The following is an 18547-nucleotide window of genomic DNA, read 5'->3' as shown; positions in this document are numbered from 1 at the left end:
GGACACAAGAGTCTTTCATCTGCCCTTGGTCGGGATCTTGTTATACGGCACGTCCTTGTCGACGCGGATGTCGCCGGGCAGGCCGAGCACGCGCTCGGCGATGATGTTGCGCAGGATCTCGTCGGTGCCGCCGGCGATGCGCATTGAGGGCGAGGACAGCAGCATCTGCTGGAACTGACCCTGCACCGTCTCCTCGTCATTGCCGGTGAGCACACCGGCCGCACCCTGCAGGTCCATGGCGTAGGTCGCGATGTCCTGCAGCATCATGCCCGACACCAGCTTGCCGATCGAGTTCTCCGGTCCCGGCCGCTCGCCCTTCGACAGTGCCGAGATCGTGCGGTAGCTGGTGAATTTCAGCCCGTTCGACTTCGCCGCCCAGCTTGCCAGCTTCGAGCGCACCGCGGGATCGTCGATCGCGAGGCCCTCCTCCAGCATCAGATTGGAGCAGAACTCGAACATTTCAGGGACGCCGGTCGCAAGCCGCGCGCCGATCGACATGCGCTCGTTCATCAGCGTGGTCAGCGACACGCTCCAGCCCTCGCCGACGGCGCCCAGCCGCTGGCTGTCGGGGATCACGACGTCGGTGAAATAGACCTCGTTGAATTCCTGCATGCCGTTGGCCTGCCTGATCGGCCGCACCTCGACACCCGGGCTCTTCATGTCCAGGAAGAACATGGTGAGACCCTTGTGCTTGGGCACGTTCGGATCGGTGCGCGCGATCAGAAGGCCATAGTCGGAATAATGCGCGCCCGAGGTCCAGATCTTCTGGCCGTTGACGACCCAATTGTCGCCCTTCTTCTCGGCGCGGGTGCGCAGGCCCGCAACGTCGGAGCCGGCGGACGGCTCGGAGAACAGCTGGCACCAGATCTCCTCGCCCGAGGCGAGCTTGGGCAGATAGCGGCGCTTGGCCTCCTCGCTGCCGAACGCCATCACGGTCGGGCCGCACATGCCCTCGCCGATCTGGAACGGCTGCGTCAGCTTGCCGTAGACGCCCTCTTCCTGCTGCCAGATCACCTTCTCGATCGGCGTCGCGCCGCGGCCGCCATATTCCTTCGGCCAGTGCAGGCAGGCCCAGTTGCCCTCCGCCTTCTTCTTCTGCCAGGCCTTGCCGACCTCGACCATGTCGTGCTTGGCGAGCCGGATGCGCCCGAGCGAGGATTTCGAAAGCTCCTCCTCGAACTCCTTTGGCGCATTGGCGTCGATCCACTTGCGCGCGGTCTCGCGGAATGCGGCTTCCTGCGGGGTGTCGTCGAAATTCATGGCGGCCTCTTTCTTTCTGTCATTCCGGGGCGCCCGAAGGGCGAACCCGGAATCTAGAGGTTAGTGACTCATCTCGAGATTTCGGGTTCGATGCTTCGCATCGCCCCGGAATGACGGCTAATTTCTTCCCTTGGTCGGGATCTTGTTGAACGGCACGTCCTTGTCGACCCTGATGTCGCCGGGCAGGCCCAGCACCCTCTCGGCGATGATGTTGCGCATGATCTCGTCGGTGCCGCCTTCGACGCGCGTGCCGGGCGCGCGCAGCAGCATGGCCTGGAAACGGCCGGCCAGCTCACCATCCTCGCCGCTGACCACGCCACTCGCGCCCTGCAGGTCCAGCGCGTAAGTCGCGACGTCCTGGATCATCGAGCCCGCGACCAGCTTGCCGATCGAGTTCTCCGGGCCCGGCCGCTCGCCCTTCGACAGCGCCGAAATCGCGCGCATGCTGGTGTATTTCAGCCCGCTCGCCTTCACCGCCCAGGTCGCGAGCTTCGAGCGCACCGCGCGATCCTCGATCGCCGGGCCGTCGTCGAGCATCAGGCTGGAGCAATACTCGAACAATTCAGGGAAGCCGGTCGAGACGGCCGCACCGATCGCGCTGCGCTCGTTCATCAGCGTGGTCAGCGACACGTTCCAGCCGTCGCCGACCTCGCCGAGGCGCTGATGGTCGGGAATCCTGACATTGGTGAAATAGACCTCGTTGAAGTCCGAGGCGCCGCTCGCCTGCTTGATCGGCCGCACCTCGACGCCCGGGCTCTTCATGTCCAGGAAGAACATGGTGAGGCCCTTGTGCTTGGGCACGGTCGGATCGGTGCGCGTGAGCAGAATGCCGTAGTCGGAATAATGCGCGCCCGAAGTCCAGATCTTCTGACCGTTGATGACCCAGTCGTCGCCGTCCTTCTCGGCACGGGTGCGCAGACCCGCAACGTCCGAGCCGCCGGCCGGTTCGGAGAACAGCTGGCACCAGACCTTCTCGCCGGAAGCGAGCGGCGGCAGGTAGGTGCGCTTATGCTCCTCACGCGCGAACGCCATCATCGTCGGCCCGCACATGCCGTGGCCGATGATGAACATGCGGGACAGCTGGCCGAACGGACCTTCTTCCTGCGACCAGATCACGCGCTCGATCGGCGACGAGCCGCGACCGCCATATTCTTTCGGCCAGTGCAGGCAGGCCCAGCCGGCATCGGCCTTCTTCTTCTGCCAGGCCTTTGCCACCTCGAGGATATTGGCGTTCTTCAGCACCGTGCGCCCGAGCGAGGATTTGCGCAGCTCCTCCTCGTACTGCTTGGGCGCATTGGCGCTGATCCAGGCGCGCGCCAGGCTGCGGAATTCGGCTTCCTGCGGGGTGTCGTCGAAGTTCATGGTCTTTTCTCTCTGTCATTCCGGGGCGCGCACAGCGCGAACCCGGAATCTCGATGTTATTCACTCATCTCGGGATTCCGGGTTCGCCGCTGTGCGGCGCCCCGGAATGACGACATCATCACGCCGCGTTCTTTTTCCGCATGCGGTCGATCAGCTGGTCTTCCCAATAGGACAGACTACCGAGCCCGAGCGCCATCGCGTTGGCGCGGCGGTAGTACATGTGGCAGTCGAACTCCCAGGTGAAACCCATGCCGCCGTGAACCTGGATGTTGTTCTTGGCGCAGTGCTGGAACGCCTGCGTCGCGCTGATGCGCGCGGCAGCGGCCGCTTCCGGCAGCTCGGCCGCGTTGGTCGAGAGAGCCCAGGCACCGTAATAGCTGTTGGAGCGCGCCAGCGTTGCCGAGACGTACATGTCGGCGAGCATGTGCTTGACCGCCTGGAACGAGCCGATCTGGCGGCCGAAGGCGATGCGATCGAGCGCGTAGTCGCGGCCCATCTCCAGCGCACGGTCGGAGCCGCCAACTTGCTCGAAGGCGCACAGCACCGCGGCACGGTCGAGCACCTGAGTCAAGATGCTCCAGCCTTCACCGGCGGCGCCGAGCGGCTCGGCCTTGGCGTCCTTGAAGGCGATCTCCGCCTGCCCTCGGGTCGGATCGAGATTGGTGAGGCTCTTCACTTCGACACCTCCGGCCTTGAGGTCGACCAGGAACAGCGAGACGTCGCTGTCGCGTCCGCTCGATCCCGTGCGCGCGGCGACCACCGCGAAGTCGGCGATGGCGCCGTCGGCAACCGGCTTCTTGATGCCGTTGAGCACGCCGTTCGCAGCGGTCAGCTTGACGTTCTTCGGCGCCGGATTGCCCTTGCCCTCGAACAGCGCCAGCGTGCCGATCGCTTCACCGGAAGCAATCGCCGGCAGCCACTTCTTCTTCTGCGCATCGTTGCCCGCGATCAGCAGGGCCTCGGCGGCAAGGTAGACGGTCGAGGAGAACGGCACCGGCGCATTGGCGCGGCCCATCTCCTCGGCAATCACACAGAGCTCGAGATGGCCGGCGCCGGCGCCGCCGAACTCCTCGGGGATCGCAACGCCGAGGAAGCCCATCTCGGCGAGGCCCTTCCAGAGCTCCTTGTCGTAAGGCGCCTTGCCGTCGAGCACGGCGCGCACAGCCTTGGGCGAGCATTTCTCAGCGAGGAACTTGCGCGCCTGATCGCGGAGCTGCTTCTGGTCGTCGGAGAAGTCGAAGTTCATGGCGGGCTACCTCTTATCTTATTGTCATTGAGACCGTCATTCCGGGGCGCCGCGTAGCGGCGAGCCCGGAATCCATTTCTCCAGGCGTATGCGGCCCGATGGATTCCGGGCTCGCGCTGCGCGCGCCCCGGAATGACGAATGGAGAGAGAAAGGCTTCATCGCAGCACGATCACATCCTGATCCGGCTTGTCCGCATAGAGCCGCTCCACCAACGCCGCGCGGCGTTCGAGGCCCGCGCGCTGGTTGATGTAGCCCTTGTCAGTCAGTTCGTTGCCATCGATCGAGGGCGGCTCGACCATCAGCATCGCGCGGGCGATGATGCGGCTGCTGGCCCCCTCGCATTCCCTGTTGTGCGCCTCCAGCCCGCGCTTGAAGCAGGCGATCACCTCTGGATGCTTCACGGCGTCCTCGAAGCTGAGATCAGGATTGCCGACGAGTTGGCGGCAGGCGTGCAGATTGGGCCAAGCCAAGAGGCCAATGAAGGCACGGTCCTGACCGGCGACCAGCGCGTCATGCACCACCGGCGTTGCGGCTGCGATCGCGTCGGTGCGGAGCGAGCCGACATGCACGAAGGTGCCCGTAGTGAGCTTGAAGTCCTCGACCACGCGGCCGGCAAAGATGATGCCCTGCACCGGATCGGAATCGTCGACGAAAATGCCGGCGTCGCCGATGCAGTAAAATCCTTCCTCGTCGAACATCGTCTTCGTCAGTTCCGGCTGGCCGAAATAGCCGGGCGTGACGTTGACGCCGCGCAGGCGCAGCTCGTATTTCGAGCCGCACGGCACCATCTTCAATTCGACGCCCGGGAACGGCAGACCGATCAGGCCGACGCGCTCGGTGTCCCAATAGGTGCCGGTCGAGGTCGGCGCGGTCTCGGTCGAGCCCCAGCCGGTGTAGAACACGATGCGCTCGCCGGTGGTCTTCACGGCGAGCGCCTGCATGCGGTCGTAGAGATCGTCAGGCAACCGTGCGCCGCCATAGGCCATGATCGAGAGATTCCTGAAGAAGGAGCGGCAGAGCGCATCGTCCTTCTCCATGGCGGCGGCGAGCGCCGCGTAACCGGCCGGCACGTTGGCGTAATAGGTCGGCGAGATCTCGCGCAGGTTCCGCAGCGTCTCCTCGAACTGGCCCGGCATCGGCCGGCCGTCGTCGATGTAAAGCGTGCCGCCGTCGACCAGCACCGGATGGAAGGCCGCATTACCGCCCATGGTGTGATTCCACGGCATCCAGTCCAGCATGGTCGTGGTCGGGCCGTTCGGGTCACGCGGCCGCACCTGCATCATCATCGCCGCATTGGCACACATCATCGCTTGCGTGTTGATGACGGCCTTGGGCATGCCGGTCGAGCCCGAGGTGAACAGCAGCTTGCCGACGGTGTCCGGCGTGATCTTCGCAATCGACTCCTCGACGGCGTTCGTGACGGGCGTCGCCGCAAGCCCGGCAAAGCTGATGCTCTCAATGCCGTCGCAGGGCCGCGCGACATGAACCACGGTGACGCCACTGAGATCGAGCGCCTTCAGGGCCTTCTCGAAGGTCGGGCCGTCCTGTACCATCACCACGGCCGGCTTGATCAGGTCGAACAAATATTTCAGCTTGACGTGATCATGGCTCATCAGCGAGTAGGCCGGCGACACCGGCGCTGCGGGGACGCGCGCCTGCATCGCGGCCTGCGTCATCAGCGCATGCTCGATCGAATTGCCGGAGAGGATCGCGACGGGGCGACCATCGAGTCCGAGATTGAGCAGCCCTTGCGTCAGCGCATCGACGGTGCGCTTCGCTTCGCCATAGGACACCTTGCGCCATTCGCGGTTCGGACCGCCGCGCTGCGCCAGCCAGATGCGCTCGGGCGCCTCCTTCGCCCATTTCGCCAGCGATGCGGGAATGTGCGTCTCGTAAGGCTGCAGCGGAATGCGCGACTTCAGCACCACCGTGCCGTCGCCGCGCCGCTCGACGTCGATGTCGCGTGCGAGCCACTCGATCTTGCGAAAGGCGGGCTTCGTCATCACAGCCGCCGCGCTTCCACTCATTTTGCGTCTCCCGGAATTATCGTCCTTTGCGGATCGTTCTCGTTCAGCGCCTGATATAGACAGGCTTTCGCTTCTCAAGGAAGGCCCTGATGCCTTCCGAAAATTCCTCGGACCGGCTGCACAGGACCTGGTTGCGATCTTCCATGGCGATGACAGCCTCGAGCGATCCCGCGTCGACGCTCATGTTGAGACATTCCTTGGACAGACGCAGGCCCACCGGCGAAGCCGTCATCATCGCATCGACATAGGGCTCGGCTGCGGCATCGAGCTTGTCCTCGTCCACGACTTCCGAGACCAGCCCAACCGCCAGCGCGCGCTCGGCGCCGATGAAGCGTCCGGTGAGGATCAACTCGGACGCGACGGACACGCCGACGAGGCGCGGCAGGAAGTAGCTGGTGCCGATGTCGCAGCCGCCGAGCCCGAGCTTGATGAAGGCGCAGTTCATCCGCGCCGATTTCGTCGCGATACGGATGTCGGAGGCGAGCGCCAGCGCAAAGCCGCCGCCGGCGGCTGCGCCCTGCACCAGCGACAGGATCGGCTGCGGACAACGCCGCATCAGCATCACGATGTCGGCGATACGGCGCTGCGAATCCAGGGACTCCGTGACACCGGGCGGCTCCTGCTGCCCAGCGCGGCGCGCCATCGCCGCCTTGAGATCGAGGCCGGCGCAAAAGTTCCTGCCGGCGCCCTTCAGCACGACGACGCGCGTGTCGCGATTGCGCTGCAGGCCCTGGAAATAGACGTTGAGCGCGTCGATCAGCGCGGGATCGAGCGCGTTCAGGCTGTCGGGACGATTGAGCGTCACCCGGTCGACGCCGTCGTCATGCTCGATCAGCAGCGGTTGGGACATGGGGGCCTCGTTTTTTTGTGCCACACGAAGACCGTCTCCCACCCTCCCCTGGAGGGGGAGGGTCGGCTCACATGAAGCGCAGCGAAATGTGAGACGGGGTGGGGTGACGGTCTCTCCGCTTGAGACGCTGCCCGTGTGGAGAGATCACCCCACCCCGCTCGCGCTGCGCGCGATCGACCCTCCCCCTCCAGGGGAGGGTAAGACAGAAAGCCTAGCGCGGAGCCATACGGATGGCGCCGTCGAGACGGATGGTCTCGCCGTTCAGCATCGGGTTCTCGACGATGTGCACGGCGAGCGCGCCGTATTCCTTGGCATCGCCGAGACGCGAGGGATGCGGCACCTGGGCGCCCAGGCTCTTGCGGGCTTCCTCGTTCAGACCCATCAGCAATGGCGTGAAGAACAGGCCGGGCGCGATGGTGTTGACGCGGATCTTCTGGCTGGCGAGGTCGCGCGCGGCCGGCAGCGTGAGGCCGACGACGCCGCCCTTCGAGGCCGAATAGGCGATCTGGCCGATCTGGCCTTCATAGGCCGCGACCGAAGCGGTGTTGATGATGACGCCGCGCTCCTCGCCGACCGGCTCGATGGTGACGAGACGCTCGGCGAACAGCCGCAGGCAGTTGAACGTGCCGATCAGGTTGACGTTGATGATGCGCGCGAACTTTTCGAGCGGATAGACGCCGTCGCGGCCGACGATGCGCTGCGAGCCGCCGATGCCGGCGCAGTTCATCAGCACGCGCGCAACGCCGTGCGCGGCTTCCGCCTTGGCGATCGCAGCCTTGATCTGCTCTTCGCTCGTGACGTCGGCATGGAGCGCGACGCCCTTCACCTCGGCGGCAACCTTCTCGGCGTTCTCCTTGTTCTGGTCGATCACGCCGATCCTGGCGCCCTTGGCCGCCATGGCGCGGGCGGTGGCTTCGCCGAGACCCGAACCACCGCCGGTGATGAGAACGGCTACGTCTTTCAACTCCATCGTATTCTACCTTTCCTTGGGCGTTTCTTCTCTAGACTTGCAGAGCTTCGGCCGGATTATCCGGCCGCCGCGGCTTCCCCGGCTTGCGTGAGGATGCCGCCGCAGATCAGCGTTTCCATGTGCTTGATGTATTGCCGGCAGACGTCATCGGTGACCGGACCGACACCGGTCGCGCGGGACATCGCGTGCCGGCCGAAGAACAGGTGATCGCAGGCACCGATCAGGCTGGTGTAGAACAGCACCGGATCGGTGGCGCGGAACTCGCCGCGGCTGACGCCTTCGGCCAGCAGGCGGCGGTGGAAGTCGAGCAGCGGCGCCACGAAGAATTTCGAGACTTCGTCGGCGGAGCCCGCATTGGTTTCGTGCAGCAGATAATGGATCAGCCGGTTCATGTAGGGGAACCGGTGATAGGCGCGGATGATGCCGGCGATGTGCAGCTTCAGCTTCGCCGTCGACGTGATCGGCTGCGCCAGCAGATATTCGAGATTGGACATCTCGGTCGCAGCATCCCGCGCGAGCAGCGCCAGCAGCAGGCCGTCCTTGTTGCCGAAGTGATACTTGACCAGCGCGGCATTGGCCCCCGATTTCTGGGCGATGTCGGACAGCGAGATCTCGATCGAGGAGCGTTCGATCATCAGCTCGCTCGCGGCCACGAGCAATTTCTCCGCCGTGGAATTCTTCCCGCTCGGGAGCCTGTTCGGAACGCTGGTAGCCACGGAAGATCCCTGTTCGCCGCTCGAAGCGGGGCGCAGATAAGCTCAAGCAGCGCCTCATCACAAGAGTTAATTGATCGATTGACTAAATGACATCCCGTCCCTTAAATCCGTCCCCGACAACCAACCCAATCAAGAATTCAGGGAGAAACCGACATGGCCGAGGCTTATATCGTCGCCGCCGCGCGTACCGCCGGCGGGCGCAAGGGGGGCCGTCTCGCCGGCTGGCATCCGGCCGATCTCGCCGCGAAGGTGCTGGACGAGCTGGTCGATCGCACCAAGATCGATCCGGCCCTCGTCGAAGACGTGATCATGGGCTGCGTGATGCAGGTCGGCGAGCAGTCCAACAACGTCGCGCGCAACGCGATCATGGCCTCGAAGCTGCCGGAGAGCGTGCCGGGCACCTCGATCGACCGCCAGTGCGGCTCCTCGCAGCAGGCGCTGCACTTCGCCGCGCAAGCCGTCATGTCCGGCGCGATGGACGTCGTGATCGCCGCCGGCGTGGAATCGATGACGCGCGTGCCGATGGGTCTGTCGTCGCAGCTGCCGGCCAAGAACGGCTTCGGCAATTACAAGAGCCCGGGCATCGAGAAGAAGTATCCGAACATCGTGTTCAGCCAGTTCACCGGCGCCGAGATGATGGCCGAGAAGTACGGCCTGTCGAAGGATGATCTCGACGAGTACTCCTACAACAGCCATCAGCGCGCGATCGCGGCGACGCAGGCCGGTCACTTCAAGAAGGAGATCGTGCCGCTCGAGATCACCCGCGCCGACGGCTCCAAGGACACCCACCACATCGACGAGGGCATCCGCTTCGACGTCACCCTCGACGGCATCAAGGGCGTCAAGCTGATCGCCGAGAACGGCAAGCTCACCGCGGCCAGCGCCAGCCAGATCTGCGACGGCGCCTCCGGCGTGATGGTCGTCAACGAGCGCGGCCTCAAGCAGCTCGGCGCAACACCGCTCGCGCGCATCCACCACATGACCATGACCGGCGGCGATCCCGTCATCATGCTCGATGCTCCCCTGCACGCCACCAAGAAGGCGCTGGAGAAGGCCGGCATGAAAATCGACGACATCGACCTGTTCGAGGTCAACGAGGCGTTCGCCTCCGTGCCGACCGGCTGGCTCAAGACCACCGGCGCCGATCCTAGCAGGCTCAACGTCAACGGCGGCGCCATCGCGCTCGGCCATCCGCTCGGCGGCTCCGGCACCAAGCTGATGACGACGCTGGTCCACGCCCTGCACCAGCGCGGCAAGCGCTACGGCCTGCAGACCATGTGCGAAGGCGGCGGCATGGCCAACGTGACGATCGTGGAGCGGCTGTAAGCCGCGGCCACACAAACGGTGTCGTCCCGGACAAGCGCGCCCCAGCGCGCGCCGATCCGGGATCCATAATCACAGAAGGCTGTGGTTGTGCCGCGCCGGAGCTCCATCTCGTTTCAACGACCGCGCCCTGTGGTTATGGATCCCCGCATTCGCGGGGATGACATCTAGCTTGCTGCGAGACCTCCCGATGACCCATCCCTCCATCCACGCCCGCACCACGCCCGACAAGATCGCCTACCGGATGGCCGGGACCGGCAAGGCGATCACCTATCGCGAGCTCGACGAGCTCTCGAACCAGGGCGCGCAGCTGTTCCGCTCGCTCGATCTCAAGGCCGGCGATCACATCGCGCTTCTGATGGAGAACCGCCTCGCCTTCATGGAGCTGTGCTGGGCCGCGCAGCGCAGTGGGCTCTATTACACCGCGATCAGCCGCTACCTGAAGCAGGACGAGATCGAGTACATCATCGCCGATTGCGGCGCCAAAGTCGTGATCACGACACCGAAATGCGCCGACCAGATCAAGGGCCTGATCAAGGGTACGCCCGGCGAGCCGATCTTCTACATGATGGACGAGCCGCTGCCCGGCTTCCGTTCCTACGACAAGGAAGCTGCCGCGCAGCCGACCACGCCTGTTACGGACGAGGTCGCCGGCTACGACATGCTGTATTCGTCGGGCACCACCGGCCGGCCGAAGGGAATCAAGAAGGCGTTCGAGGGCAGCAGGATCGACGTGCCTAACGCCTTCCTGCGCGTGCTCTGCGCCGACATGTGCGGCATGAACGCGGAGAGCACCTATCTGTCGCCGGCGCCGCTGTATCACGCAGCGCCCCTGCGGTTCAACATGATGGCGATTGTGCTGGGCGGCACCTCCATCATCATGGAGCATTTCGACGCCGAAGAGTTCCTGAAGCTGGTCGAGAAATACAAGGTGACGCAATCGCAGCTGGTGCCGACCATGTTCGTGCGCATGCTGAAGCTGCCGGACGAGGTACGCGCCAAGTACGACGTTTCCACGCTCAAGGGCGCAATCCACGCCGCCGCGCCCTGCCCGGTCGACGTGAAGGCCAAGATGATCGAATGGTGGGGACCGATCCTGATCGAATATTACGCGGGATCGGAAGGCAACGGCGTCACCGTCTGCAATTCGCAGCAATGGCTGGAGCATCGCGGCAGCGTCGGCCGCGCCGTGGTCGGCAAGATCAAGATTTTGGACGAGAACGACGAGGAGCAGCCGGTCGGCGAGATCGGCACGGTCTATTTCGCCGACGCACCCGCCTTCACCTATCACAACGACCCCGAGAAGACGAAGAAGGCCTACAACGCCAAGGGCTGGTCCACGCTCGGCGATGTCGGCTATCTCGACAAGGACGGCTTCCTGTTCCTCACCGACCGCAAATCCTACATGATCATCTCCGGCGGGGTGAACATCTACCCGCAGGAGACCGAGGACGTGCTGATCACCCACCCCGACGTCGCCGACGTCGCCGTGTTCGGCGTGCCGAACGAGGAGATGGGCGAAGAAGTGAAGGCGGTGGTGCAGCCGCACGACATGGGCCGCGCCGGCAAGGCGCTGGAAGCCGACCTGATTGCCTATTGCAAGGGTCGTCTCTCCGCGATCAAGTGCCCGCGCTCGATCGATTTCGAAGCCGAGCTGCCGCGCACGCCCACGGGCAAGCTGGTGAAGCGGCACCTGCGCGATAAGTATTGGCCGAAGGCGGCGGCGAAGATTTAGCCGACTTCTTACCCTCCCCTGGAGGGGGAGGGTAAGAGAGCCTCAATCAAACAAGCTCGGCGTGTGGTTCACCAGCGCGCCTTCGATCTCCAGCATCTTCAGCTTGGTCACCACGCCGCCGTTCGCGGAAAAGCCGCCGGGCTTGTTGCCGGCCGCGAGGACGCGGTGGCAGGGCACGACGATCGGGCACGGGTTGCGGCCGAGCGCCTGGCCGACATCGCGCGACAGCTGCACGCCGCCGAGCTGCTTGGCGATGTCGCCGTAGGTGATGGTCTTGCCCGGCGGAATCGCGCGGGCGATCGCGTAGACGCCGCGGTTGAACTCGGGCACGCCGTCGAGATCGAGCTCGATATCTGTGAGGTCATCAGGCTCGCCCGCGAGCAGCTTTGTCATGCGGTCAATCGCGTGCTGCACCTCAGGGGTCGGTTCGGCCTCGGTGGCCTCGGTGTGGCGCTGGCTGATGCGGGTGCGGATCTTCTCTTCGCCACCCATCGGCAATTGCGTGCCGTTGATGCCGCGCGGGCCCCAGGCGATGGCGCAAAGGCCGATCCTGGTGTCGAACAGGGCAAAATGCTGGTCGGTCATAGCGTGTTTCCCGCTTGCGTCCTTGTCGCATGCCCCCAATGTGCTCTCGGCCGCAATCTAGGCTTGGAAATAGTTGCGATCCACCCGGTTTCCGGGAATCTTGCACAGGAGTTCCGCCTCCCCCTTTTTGCGAGCCTTGAATGCAAAGCCTCCACGTCAACGGTTACGACATGCCCTATCTCGACGTGGGCGAAGACCGGGGCCGGCCGCCGCTGGTCTGCGTGCACGGCTCGCTCAACGACTTCCGTGTCTGGGGCTGCGTGCTCGGCCCGCTGTCGCAGCGGCATCGGGTGGTCGCCGTCAGCCTTCGGCACTTCTTTCCGGAGAGATGGGACGGGGTCGGCAACACCTATTCGATTGCGCAGCACGTCCAGGACGTCATCGCCTTCATCGACAAGCTCGACCTCGGCCCCGTCGACCTGATGGGCCATTCCCGCGGCGGGCACATCTGTTTTCGCGTCGCGCAAGCGCGCCCCGATCTGCTGCGCCGGCTGGTCCTGGCCGAGCCCGGCGGCGAACTCGATGCCAGCCTCGATCCCGATTATGTCGGCGGCCCCTCGCCGCTCTTGGCGCGCTTCGCCGCCTCGGCCGAGAAGATCGCGGCCGGCGACGTCGACGGCGGGCTCGCCGTCTTCGTCGACACGCTGGAAGGCGCCGGCACCTGGCCGCGGCTGCCGGCGATGGTGAAGCAGAACCTGCGCGACAACGCCATGACGCTGATCGGCCAGGTCCGCGACAACCGTCCGCCGTTCTCGAAGGCGGATGCGGAGGCGATCAAGATGCCGACGCTGTTCATCCTGGGCGCGCGGACCAAGGGCCTCTTGCCGAAGGTGCTGCATGCGCTCGCTGCGCATGTGCCCTACTCGAAGACCGCGGTGATCCCGAACGCGACGCATCCGATGTTCGAGCAGGCGCCGCAGAGATACTCCGAAGTCGTCCTGGATTTTCTGGCGAGCTGACCAATGCAAAGCTTTCGCGTCAACGGTTACGACATGGCCTATCTCGAAGTCGGAGAGGGCCATCCGCTGGTCTGCGTGCACGGCACGCTCGGCGATTTCCGCACCTGGTATGCGGTGCTCGGTCCGCTGTCGAAGAGCCATCGCGTGATCTCGGTCAGCCTGCGGCATTTCTTTCCCGAGCATTGGGACGCCGTCGGCGACGACTACAAGATGGCGCAGCACGTCTCGGATGTGATCGCCTTTCTCGAACAGATCCAGCCCGCGCCCGTCGACCTGATGGGTCATTCGCGCGGCGGCCACATCGCCTTTCGCGTGGCGCAGGCGCGGCCCGAGCTGTTGCGGAAACTGGTGCTGGCCGAGCCCGGCGGCGATCTCGACGCATCCCTGCCGGTGCCCGAAGGCACCCCCGCGCATCCGCCGCTCGCCGCGCGCACGGCGCGCTCGGTCGAGATGATCCGCGCCGGCGAGCTCGAAGGCGCGCTGCAGAATTTCTACGAGGGCATCGAGGGCGACGGCTCCTGGCGGCGCGTGCCCGCGGCGGCCAAGCAGCAACTGCGCGACAACGCGCTGACCTTCCTCGGCCAGATCAACGAGCAGCGCAGGCCTTACACGCTCAGCGACGCGCAGGCGATCTGGACGCCGACGCTGCTGATCGGCGGCGGCGCCACCACGGGCAGCCTGTCGGTGATGTGGCGCGTGCTCGCCGAGCATATCGCGGGAGCCAAGACGGCGGTGATCCCGAATGCCGGCCACTGGATGTTCGAGCAGGACCCGCTGGGGTTCGGCGACATCGTGAGCAGGTTCTTGGCGGAGTAGCTGCCCTCTCTGGTGGTGCTGGGAGCTGAACCAATTTTCGCGAAAACAACCCCATGCACAGTAGAAAGGCCCAGCGAAATCATTGACTTACCGGACCTGAAAAAGGCCTCTCGCTCCACCCTCGGATACCGCTTGACGCGGCCTGCATCCGAAGCGTAGCTTCGAATACGGAATTCCGTATTCTCTTTATCTCTTCGGAGCTGCCGGCGTGATCCCTCTCGACCCGCTTCCGAATCTGATCGACCAGGTCTATGCGCGCATCCTGGAAGCGATCTCCGACCGCACGCTCCAGCCCGGGCAGCGCATCCGGCAGAACGAACTCGCCGACAGGCTCGGCGTCTCGCGCCAGCCGGTGTCGCACGCGCTGCATCTGTTGCACCGGCAGGGTCTCGTCGCCGAGAGCGGCAAGCGCGGCTTCGAGGTCACCCAGCTCGATCCCGCACGCATCCGCCAGCTCTACGAGGTGCGCGGCGCGATCGATGCGCTGGCCGCACGGCTTGCCGCGGAGCGCGCCGCAAGCGACGCCGCAGGACGCGCGCGGCTCGACGCGGCGCTGACCGCCGGCCGCCACATCGACCGCACGACCACGCTGGCCGAGCTCATCGCGCTCGATGTCGATTTCCACCGCGCGATCTATCAGCTCGCCGGCAATCCCGCGATCGAGGAGACCATTGCGCCGCAATGGCCGCATATGCGGCGCTCGATGGCGACGGTGCTGTCGGAGCTCGACTACCGCAGCAGCGCCTGGGCCGAGCATGCCGATATCGCCGCGCACATTCTTGCTGGCAACCCGAAGGCCGCCGAACGCACTGCATTGGCGCACGCGCAGACGGCGGGACGGATGACAGAGGAGAGATTGAGGGCGACGGAGGCGGCGGCGTAGTCGCCGTCATTCCGGGGCGACGCGACGGGACCGCGCGAAGCGCGGTCCGGGAGCGTCGAGCCCGGAATCCATCAGGCAGCAGGCGCTGAGGAGAAATGGATTCCGGGATCGCGCTTCGCGCGCCCCGGAATGACAACAACAAACAGAACAGGAGGATGACCCATGAAACTGTCCCAGGAGCAATTGGAGTTCTTCCACCGCGAGGGCTGGCTGTTCCTGCCCGAGCTGTTCACCCCGGAGGAGGTCGACCTGCTCGCGCGCGAGGCGGTCGGCATCTACAACGCCAACCGGCCCGAAGTCTGGCGCGAGAAGAGCGGCGCGCCGCGCACGGCCTTTGCCGCGCATCTCTACAACGAGGCGTTCGGCATCCTCGGCGCGCATCCGCGCATGATCGAGCCCGTCGAGCAATTGTTCGGCGAGCCCGTCTACATGCACCAGTTCAAGATCAACGCGAAATCGGCCTTCACCGGCGACGTCTGGCAGTGGCACCAGGATTACGGCACCTGGAAGCGCGACGACGGCATGCCGGAGCCGCGGGCGATGAACATCGCGATCTTCCTCGACGAGGTGATGCCGATCAACGGCCCCCTGATGCTGGTGCCGCGCAGCCAGAACGCGGGCGATCTCGAAGCCTCGCACGACCTCGCCACCACATCCTATCCGCTATGGACCTTGGACGAGGCCACCGTGACGCGCCTCGTCGCGCAGGGTGGCATCGTCGCGCCGACCGGCAAGCCCGGCGGCATGCTGATGTTCCACGGCAATCTGGTGCACGGCTCGAGCGGTAACATCACGCCCTACCCGCGCAAGATCGTGTATCTGACACTGAATGCGGTCTCGAACTACATTCGCAACCCCACGCGGCCGGAGTATATCGCCCACCGCGACTTTGCGCCGATCAAGACCGTGGATGACGACGCGCTGCTGCGGCTTGCGCGTGCGCCAAGGCAGGCGGCGGAGTAAACAGGTCTCGTGCCCCGGACGCAGCGCAGCGTCTCTTCGACGATGCGCTGCAGAGCCGGGGCCCACGTCCCACGGATAGCTTTTCTTTGGGTCCCGGCTCTGCGGAGCAGCACTACGTGCTGCACCGCGTCCGGGACACAATCATGACCAGGACATTCCACCATGAACCTCTTCCGCCTCCTCCAGGCCCGTGCGGCCGCCGGCAGACCGGTCCGTGTCGCATTGATCGGCGCGGGCAAATTCGGCTCGATGTTCCTGGCGCAGGTGCCGCACACGCCGGGGCTGGAGGTGCCCATCATCGTCGACATCGACCGCGAGCGCGCGCGCGAGGCGTGCCGCACGGTCGGCTGGAGCGCCGAGCACATCGCCGCGACGGTCTTCACCGATGACGGCGCGCGCGCCATTGCCGGCGGCGCGATGGACGTGGTGGTGGAGGCGACCGGGAATCCCGCCGTGGGGATCAGGCACGCGCGCGCCGCGATCGCCGCGGGCAAGCATATCGTGATGGTGAATGTCGAAGCCGACGTGCTGGCAGGCCCCCTGCTCGCCGAGGAAGCGCGCAAAGCCGGCGTGGTCTATTCGCTGGCCTATGGCGACCAGCCGGCGCTGACCGCCGAGATGGTCGACTGGGCCCGCGCCACCGGCTTTCGCGTCGTCGCCGCCGGCAAGGGCACGAAATATCTGCCGGCCTATCACGACGTGACGCCCGACGGCGTCTGGCAGCATTACGGCCTGACCGCGGGCGAAGCGCAGTCGGCCGGCATGAATCCGCAGATGTTCAACTCGTTTCTCGACGGCACCAAATCGGCGATCGAGATGGCCGCGATCGCCAATGCCTGCGCGCTCGACGTGCCCGCGGACGGCCTGCTGTTTCCACCCTGCGGCGTCGACGATCTGCCGCACATCATGCGGCCGCGTTCGCATGGGGGCGTGCTGGAGCGGCCGGGCGTGGTCGAGGTGGTGTCCTCGCTCGAACGCGACGGACGGCCCGTATTCCGCGACCTGCGCTGGGGTGTCTATGTCGCGCTGGAGGCGCCGAACGATTATGCCGCCGACTGCTTTCGGCAATACGGCCTGAAGACCGACGGCAGCGGACGCTACGCTGCGATGTACAAGCCCTACCATCTGATCGGGCTGGAGCTGAACATCTCGGTGCTGTCGGCCGCGCTGCGGGGCGAGCCGACCGGGCAGCCCTACGGCTTCTGCGGCGACGTCGCGGCGGTCGCCAAGCGCAATCTGCGTGCGGGCGAGATGCTCGACGGCGAAGGCGGCTACACGGTGTGGGGCAAGCTGGTACCGGCCGCCGCGAGCCTGAAGGCCGGCGCGCTGCCGATTGGCCTCGCTCACCGCGTCAAGCTGAAGCATGACGTCGTGCACGGCGCGGTGGTGCGCTGGAGCGACGTCGAGTTCGACGCCGGCAATGAGACGGTGAAGACGCGGAAGGCCATGGAGGCGGCGTTCGCAGCGCAGCATTGAACGAGCGGCGATAGCGCAACCAAAGTGCGCTTGATTTGCCATCTCCCTTTGGTCCATCCTTCCCCCCGATCCGGGAACACAGAATTTCGGACGCCAAGAAAAGTCGGCCACCGGCGAAGACAAAGCGACGACAAGATCGCGATCCCTCGTCGAGGACTGGACATGACAGGGAGGGAATACATGGAACGTCGTAAATTCCTGACGGCGGGCGGACTGGGCCTCGCCGCGAGTGCCGTTGCCGCCCCGGCCGTTGCACAATCGATGCCCGAGGTGAAATGGCGGTTGGCTGCAAGCTGGCCGAAATCACTCGATACGCTCTATGGCGGCTGCGAATATTTCTGCAAGCGCGTTGCCGAGATCACCGACAATCGTTTCCAGATCCAGCCCTTTGCTGCCGGTGAGCTCGTGCCGGGCCTGCAGGTGCTCGACGCCGTCGCCAACGGCACCGTCGAGATGGGCAACACCGCGCTCTATTACTATTGGGGCAAGAACCCGGCATTCACGTTCGGCACCTCGCTCCCGTTCGGTCTCAACACGCGCCAGCACATTTCCTGGCTGTTGTGGAACGGCGGTCAGGACATGATCAACGACCTCCTGAAGGAGTACAATGCCGTCGGCGTTCCCACAGGCTCGACCGGAGCGCAGATGGGTGGCTGGTTCCGCAAGGAGATCAAGACCGTTGACGATCTCAAGGGCCTGAAATTCCGCGTCGGCGGCTTCGCCGGCACCATCATCGCAAAACTCGGCGGGGTGCCTCAGCAGATCGCCGCCGGCGACATTTATCCTGCGCTGGAGAAGGGCACGATCGACGCGGCCGAATGGGTCGGGCCGTATGACGACGAGAAGCTCGGCTTCGTGAAAGTGGCAAAGTATTACTACTATCCCGGCTGGTGGGAAGGCACCGGCCAAGGCCACAACGTCATGAACCTCGACAAGTGGAACGCGCTGCCTAAGCACTATCAGGCGGCCATCAGCGCGGCGTCGCTGGACACCTTCACCTGGGTGACGGGCAAGTACGATTCGGTTAACCCGCCTGCCCTGAAGCGCCTGCTGTCGGTCGGCGCGATCCTCAAGCCTTTCCCCCAAGAGGTGCTCGAGGCCTGTTACGGCGCGGCCAACGAGATCTACGCCGATCTCGCCAAGAGCAATCCGCATTTCGGCAAGATGTATGCGAGCCTGACGGCCTACCGCGCCGACTCGCTGGCCTGGATGCAGGTCGCCGAGCTCAGCTTCGACAGCTTCATGATGCGGATGCGGACAAGGACGTAGCTGCAACGCGCTGCGCAATGCAGAACGACGAAAGCCCCGGAGATGTCTCCGGGGCTTTTGTTTGAGCCAGAAGCTCGTGCCCCGGACGCAGCGCAGCGTCCCTTCG

General features: G+C 65.1%; 16 protein-coding genes. 8 read left to right on the top strand and 8 right to left on the bottom strand.

Going from position 1 to position 18547, the window contains the following annotated elements; translation table 11 throughout:
* Positions 1 to 15: 15 nt before the first annotated feature.
* The 7 genes from UNPF46_RS22950 to UNPF46_RS22915 form a co-directional block, all read right to left on the bottom strand.
* Entirely contained in the window at positions 16 to 1260 is a 1245-nt protein-coding gene (locus UNPF46_RS22950; RefSeq protein ID WP_100177622.1) for an acyl-CoA dehydrogenase, read from the bottom strand.
* A gap of 117 nt (positions 1261 to 1377) precedes the next feature.
* Complete coding sequence (locus UNPF46_RS22945; protein ID WP_142251526.1) at positions 1378 to 2622, bottom strand: acyl-CoA dehydrogenase; 1245 nt, start codon at positions 2620 to 2622, stop codon at positions 1378 to 1380.
* A gap of 118 nt (positions 2623 to 2740) precedes the next feature.
* Positions 2741 to 3868, bottom strand: coding sequence for an acyl-CoA dehydrogenase family protein (locus tag UNPF46_RS22940; RefSeq protein ID WP_100177620.1), 1128 nt, complete (start codon positions 3866 to 3868; stop codon positions 2741 to 2743).
* 156 nt (positions 3869 to 4024) lie between these two features.
* Positions 4025 to 5896 carry an AMP-binding protein gene (locus tag UNPF46_RS22935; protein WP_142251525.1) on the bottom strand — a complete coding sequence of 624 codons (1872 nt, stop codon included), beginning with the start codon at positions 5894 to 5896 and terminating at the stop codon, positions 4025 to 4027.
* A gap of 43 nt (positions 5897 to 5939) precedes the next feature.
* On the bottom strand, positions 5940 to 6746 hold the full coding sequence (locus tag UNPF46_RS22930; RefSeq protein ID WP_142251524.1) for an enoyl-CoA hydratase/isomerase family protein: 807 nt from the start codon (positions 6744 to 6746) through the stop codon (positions 5940 to 5942).
* A gap of 211 nt (positions 6747 to 6957) precedes the next feature.
* A complete protein-coding gene (locus tag UNPF46_RS22920) occupies positions 6958 to 7716 on the bottom strand; it encodes an SDR family NAD(P)-dependent oxidoreductase (protein ID WP_100177617.1) in 759 nt (252 codons plus the stop codon).
* A gap of 56 nt (positions 7717 to 7772) precedes the next feature.
* Positions 7773 to 8375, bottom strand: coding sequence for a TetR family transcriptional regulator (locus tag UNPF46_RS22915; protein WP_100177616.1), 603 nt, complete (start codon positions 8373 to 8375; stop codon positions 7773 to 7775).
* 210 nt (positions 8376 to 8585) lie between these two features.
* Here UNPF46_RS22915 and UNPF46_RS22910 point away from each other — a divergent pair, with 210 nt between their 5' ends.
* The gene (locus tag UNPF46_RS22910) at positions 8586 to 9758 is read left to right on the top strand and encodes an acetyl-CoA C-acetyltransferase (protein ID WP_142251523.1); all 1173 of its coding nucleotides are present in this window, start codon (positions 8586 to 8588) and stop codon (positions 9756 to 9758) included.
* A 187-nt stretch (positions 9759 to 9945) separates the two neighbouring features.
* The gene (locus UNPF46_RS22905) at positions 9946 to 11490 is read left to right on the top strand and encodes an acyl-CoA synthetase (RefSeq protein WP_142251522.1); all 1545 of its coding nucleotides are present in this window, start codon (positions 9946 to 9948) and stop codon (positions 11488 to 11490) included.
* 42 nt (positions 11491 to 11532) lie between these two features.
* On the opposite strand, the gene UNPF46_RS22900 is transcribed toward UNPF46_RS22905, so the two are convergent.
* A complete protein-coding gene (locus UNPF46_RS22900) occupies positions 11533 to 12075 on the bottom strand; it encodes a methylated-DNA--[protein]-cysteine S-methyltransferase (protein WP_142251521.1) in 543 nt (180 codons plus the stop codon).
* Positions 12076 to 12215: 140 nt separating this feature from the next.
* Here UNPF46_RS22900 and UNPF46_RS22895 point away from each other — a divergent pair, with 140 nt between their 5' ends.
* The 6 genes from UNPF46_RS22895 (at position 12216) to UNPF46_RS22870 (ending at position 18441) form a co-directional block, all read left to right on the top strand.
* The gene (locus UNPF46_RS22895; RefSeq protein WP_142251520.1) at positions 12216 to 13034 is read left to right on the top strand and encodes an alpha/beta fold hydrolase; all 819 of its coding nucleotides are present in this window, start codon (positions 12216 to 12218) and stop codon (positions 13032 to 13034) included.
* Positions 13035 to 13037: 3 nt separating this feature from the next.
* The gene (locus tag UNPF46_RS22890) at positions 13038 to 13850 is read left to right on the top strand and encodes an alpha/beta fold hydrolase (protein ID WP_142251519.1); all 813 of its coding nucleotides are present in this window, start codon (positions 13038 to 13040) and stop codon (positions 13848 to 13850) included.
* Between the two features lie 208 nt (positions 13851 to 14058).
* Positions 14059 to 14733, top strand: a complete 675-nt coding sequence (locus tag UNPF46_RS22885) for a GntR family transcriptional regulator (RefSeq protein ID WP_142251518.1) — start codon at positions 14059 to 14061, stop codon at positions 14731 to 14733.
* Positions 14734 to 14895: 162 nt separating this feature from the next.
* Complete coding sequence (locus UNPF46_RS22880; RefSeq protein ID WP_142251517.1) at positions 14896 to 15696, top strand: phytanoyl-CoA dioxygenase family protein; 801 nt, start codon at positions 14896 to 14898, stop codon at positions 15694 to 15696.
* Positions 15697 to 15858: 162 nt separating this feature from the next.
* Positions 15859 to 17172, top strand: a complete 1314-nt coding sequence (locus tag UNPF46_RS22875; RefSeq protein ID WP_142251516.1) for an NAD(P)H-dependent oxidoreductase — start codon at positions 15859 to 15861, stop codon at positions 17170 to 17172.
* Between the two features lie 180 nt (positions 17173 to 17352).
* A complete protein-coding gene (locus UNPF46_RS22870; protein ID WP_142251515.1) occupies positions 17353 to 18441 on the top strand; it encodes a TRAP transporter substrate-binding protein in 1089 nt (362 codons plus the stop codon).
* Positions 18442 to 18547 lie beyond the last annotated feature (106 nt).

Origin of the sequence: Bradyrhizobium sp. UNPF46, from assembly GCF_006658625.1 — a bacterium.
GTDB classification, from domain to species: Bacteria; Pseudomonadota; Alphaproteobacteria; order Rhizobiales; family Xanthobacteraceae; genus Bradyrhizobium; species Bradyrhizobium nitroreducens.
Note: the sequence above shows the minus strand (reverse complement) of the source record. Positions and strands in the feature narration are given on the sequence as shown.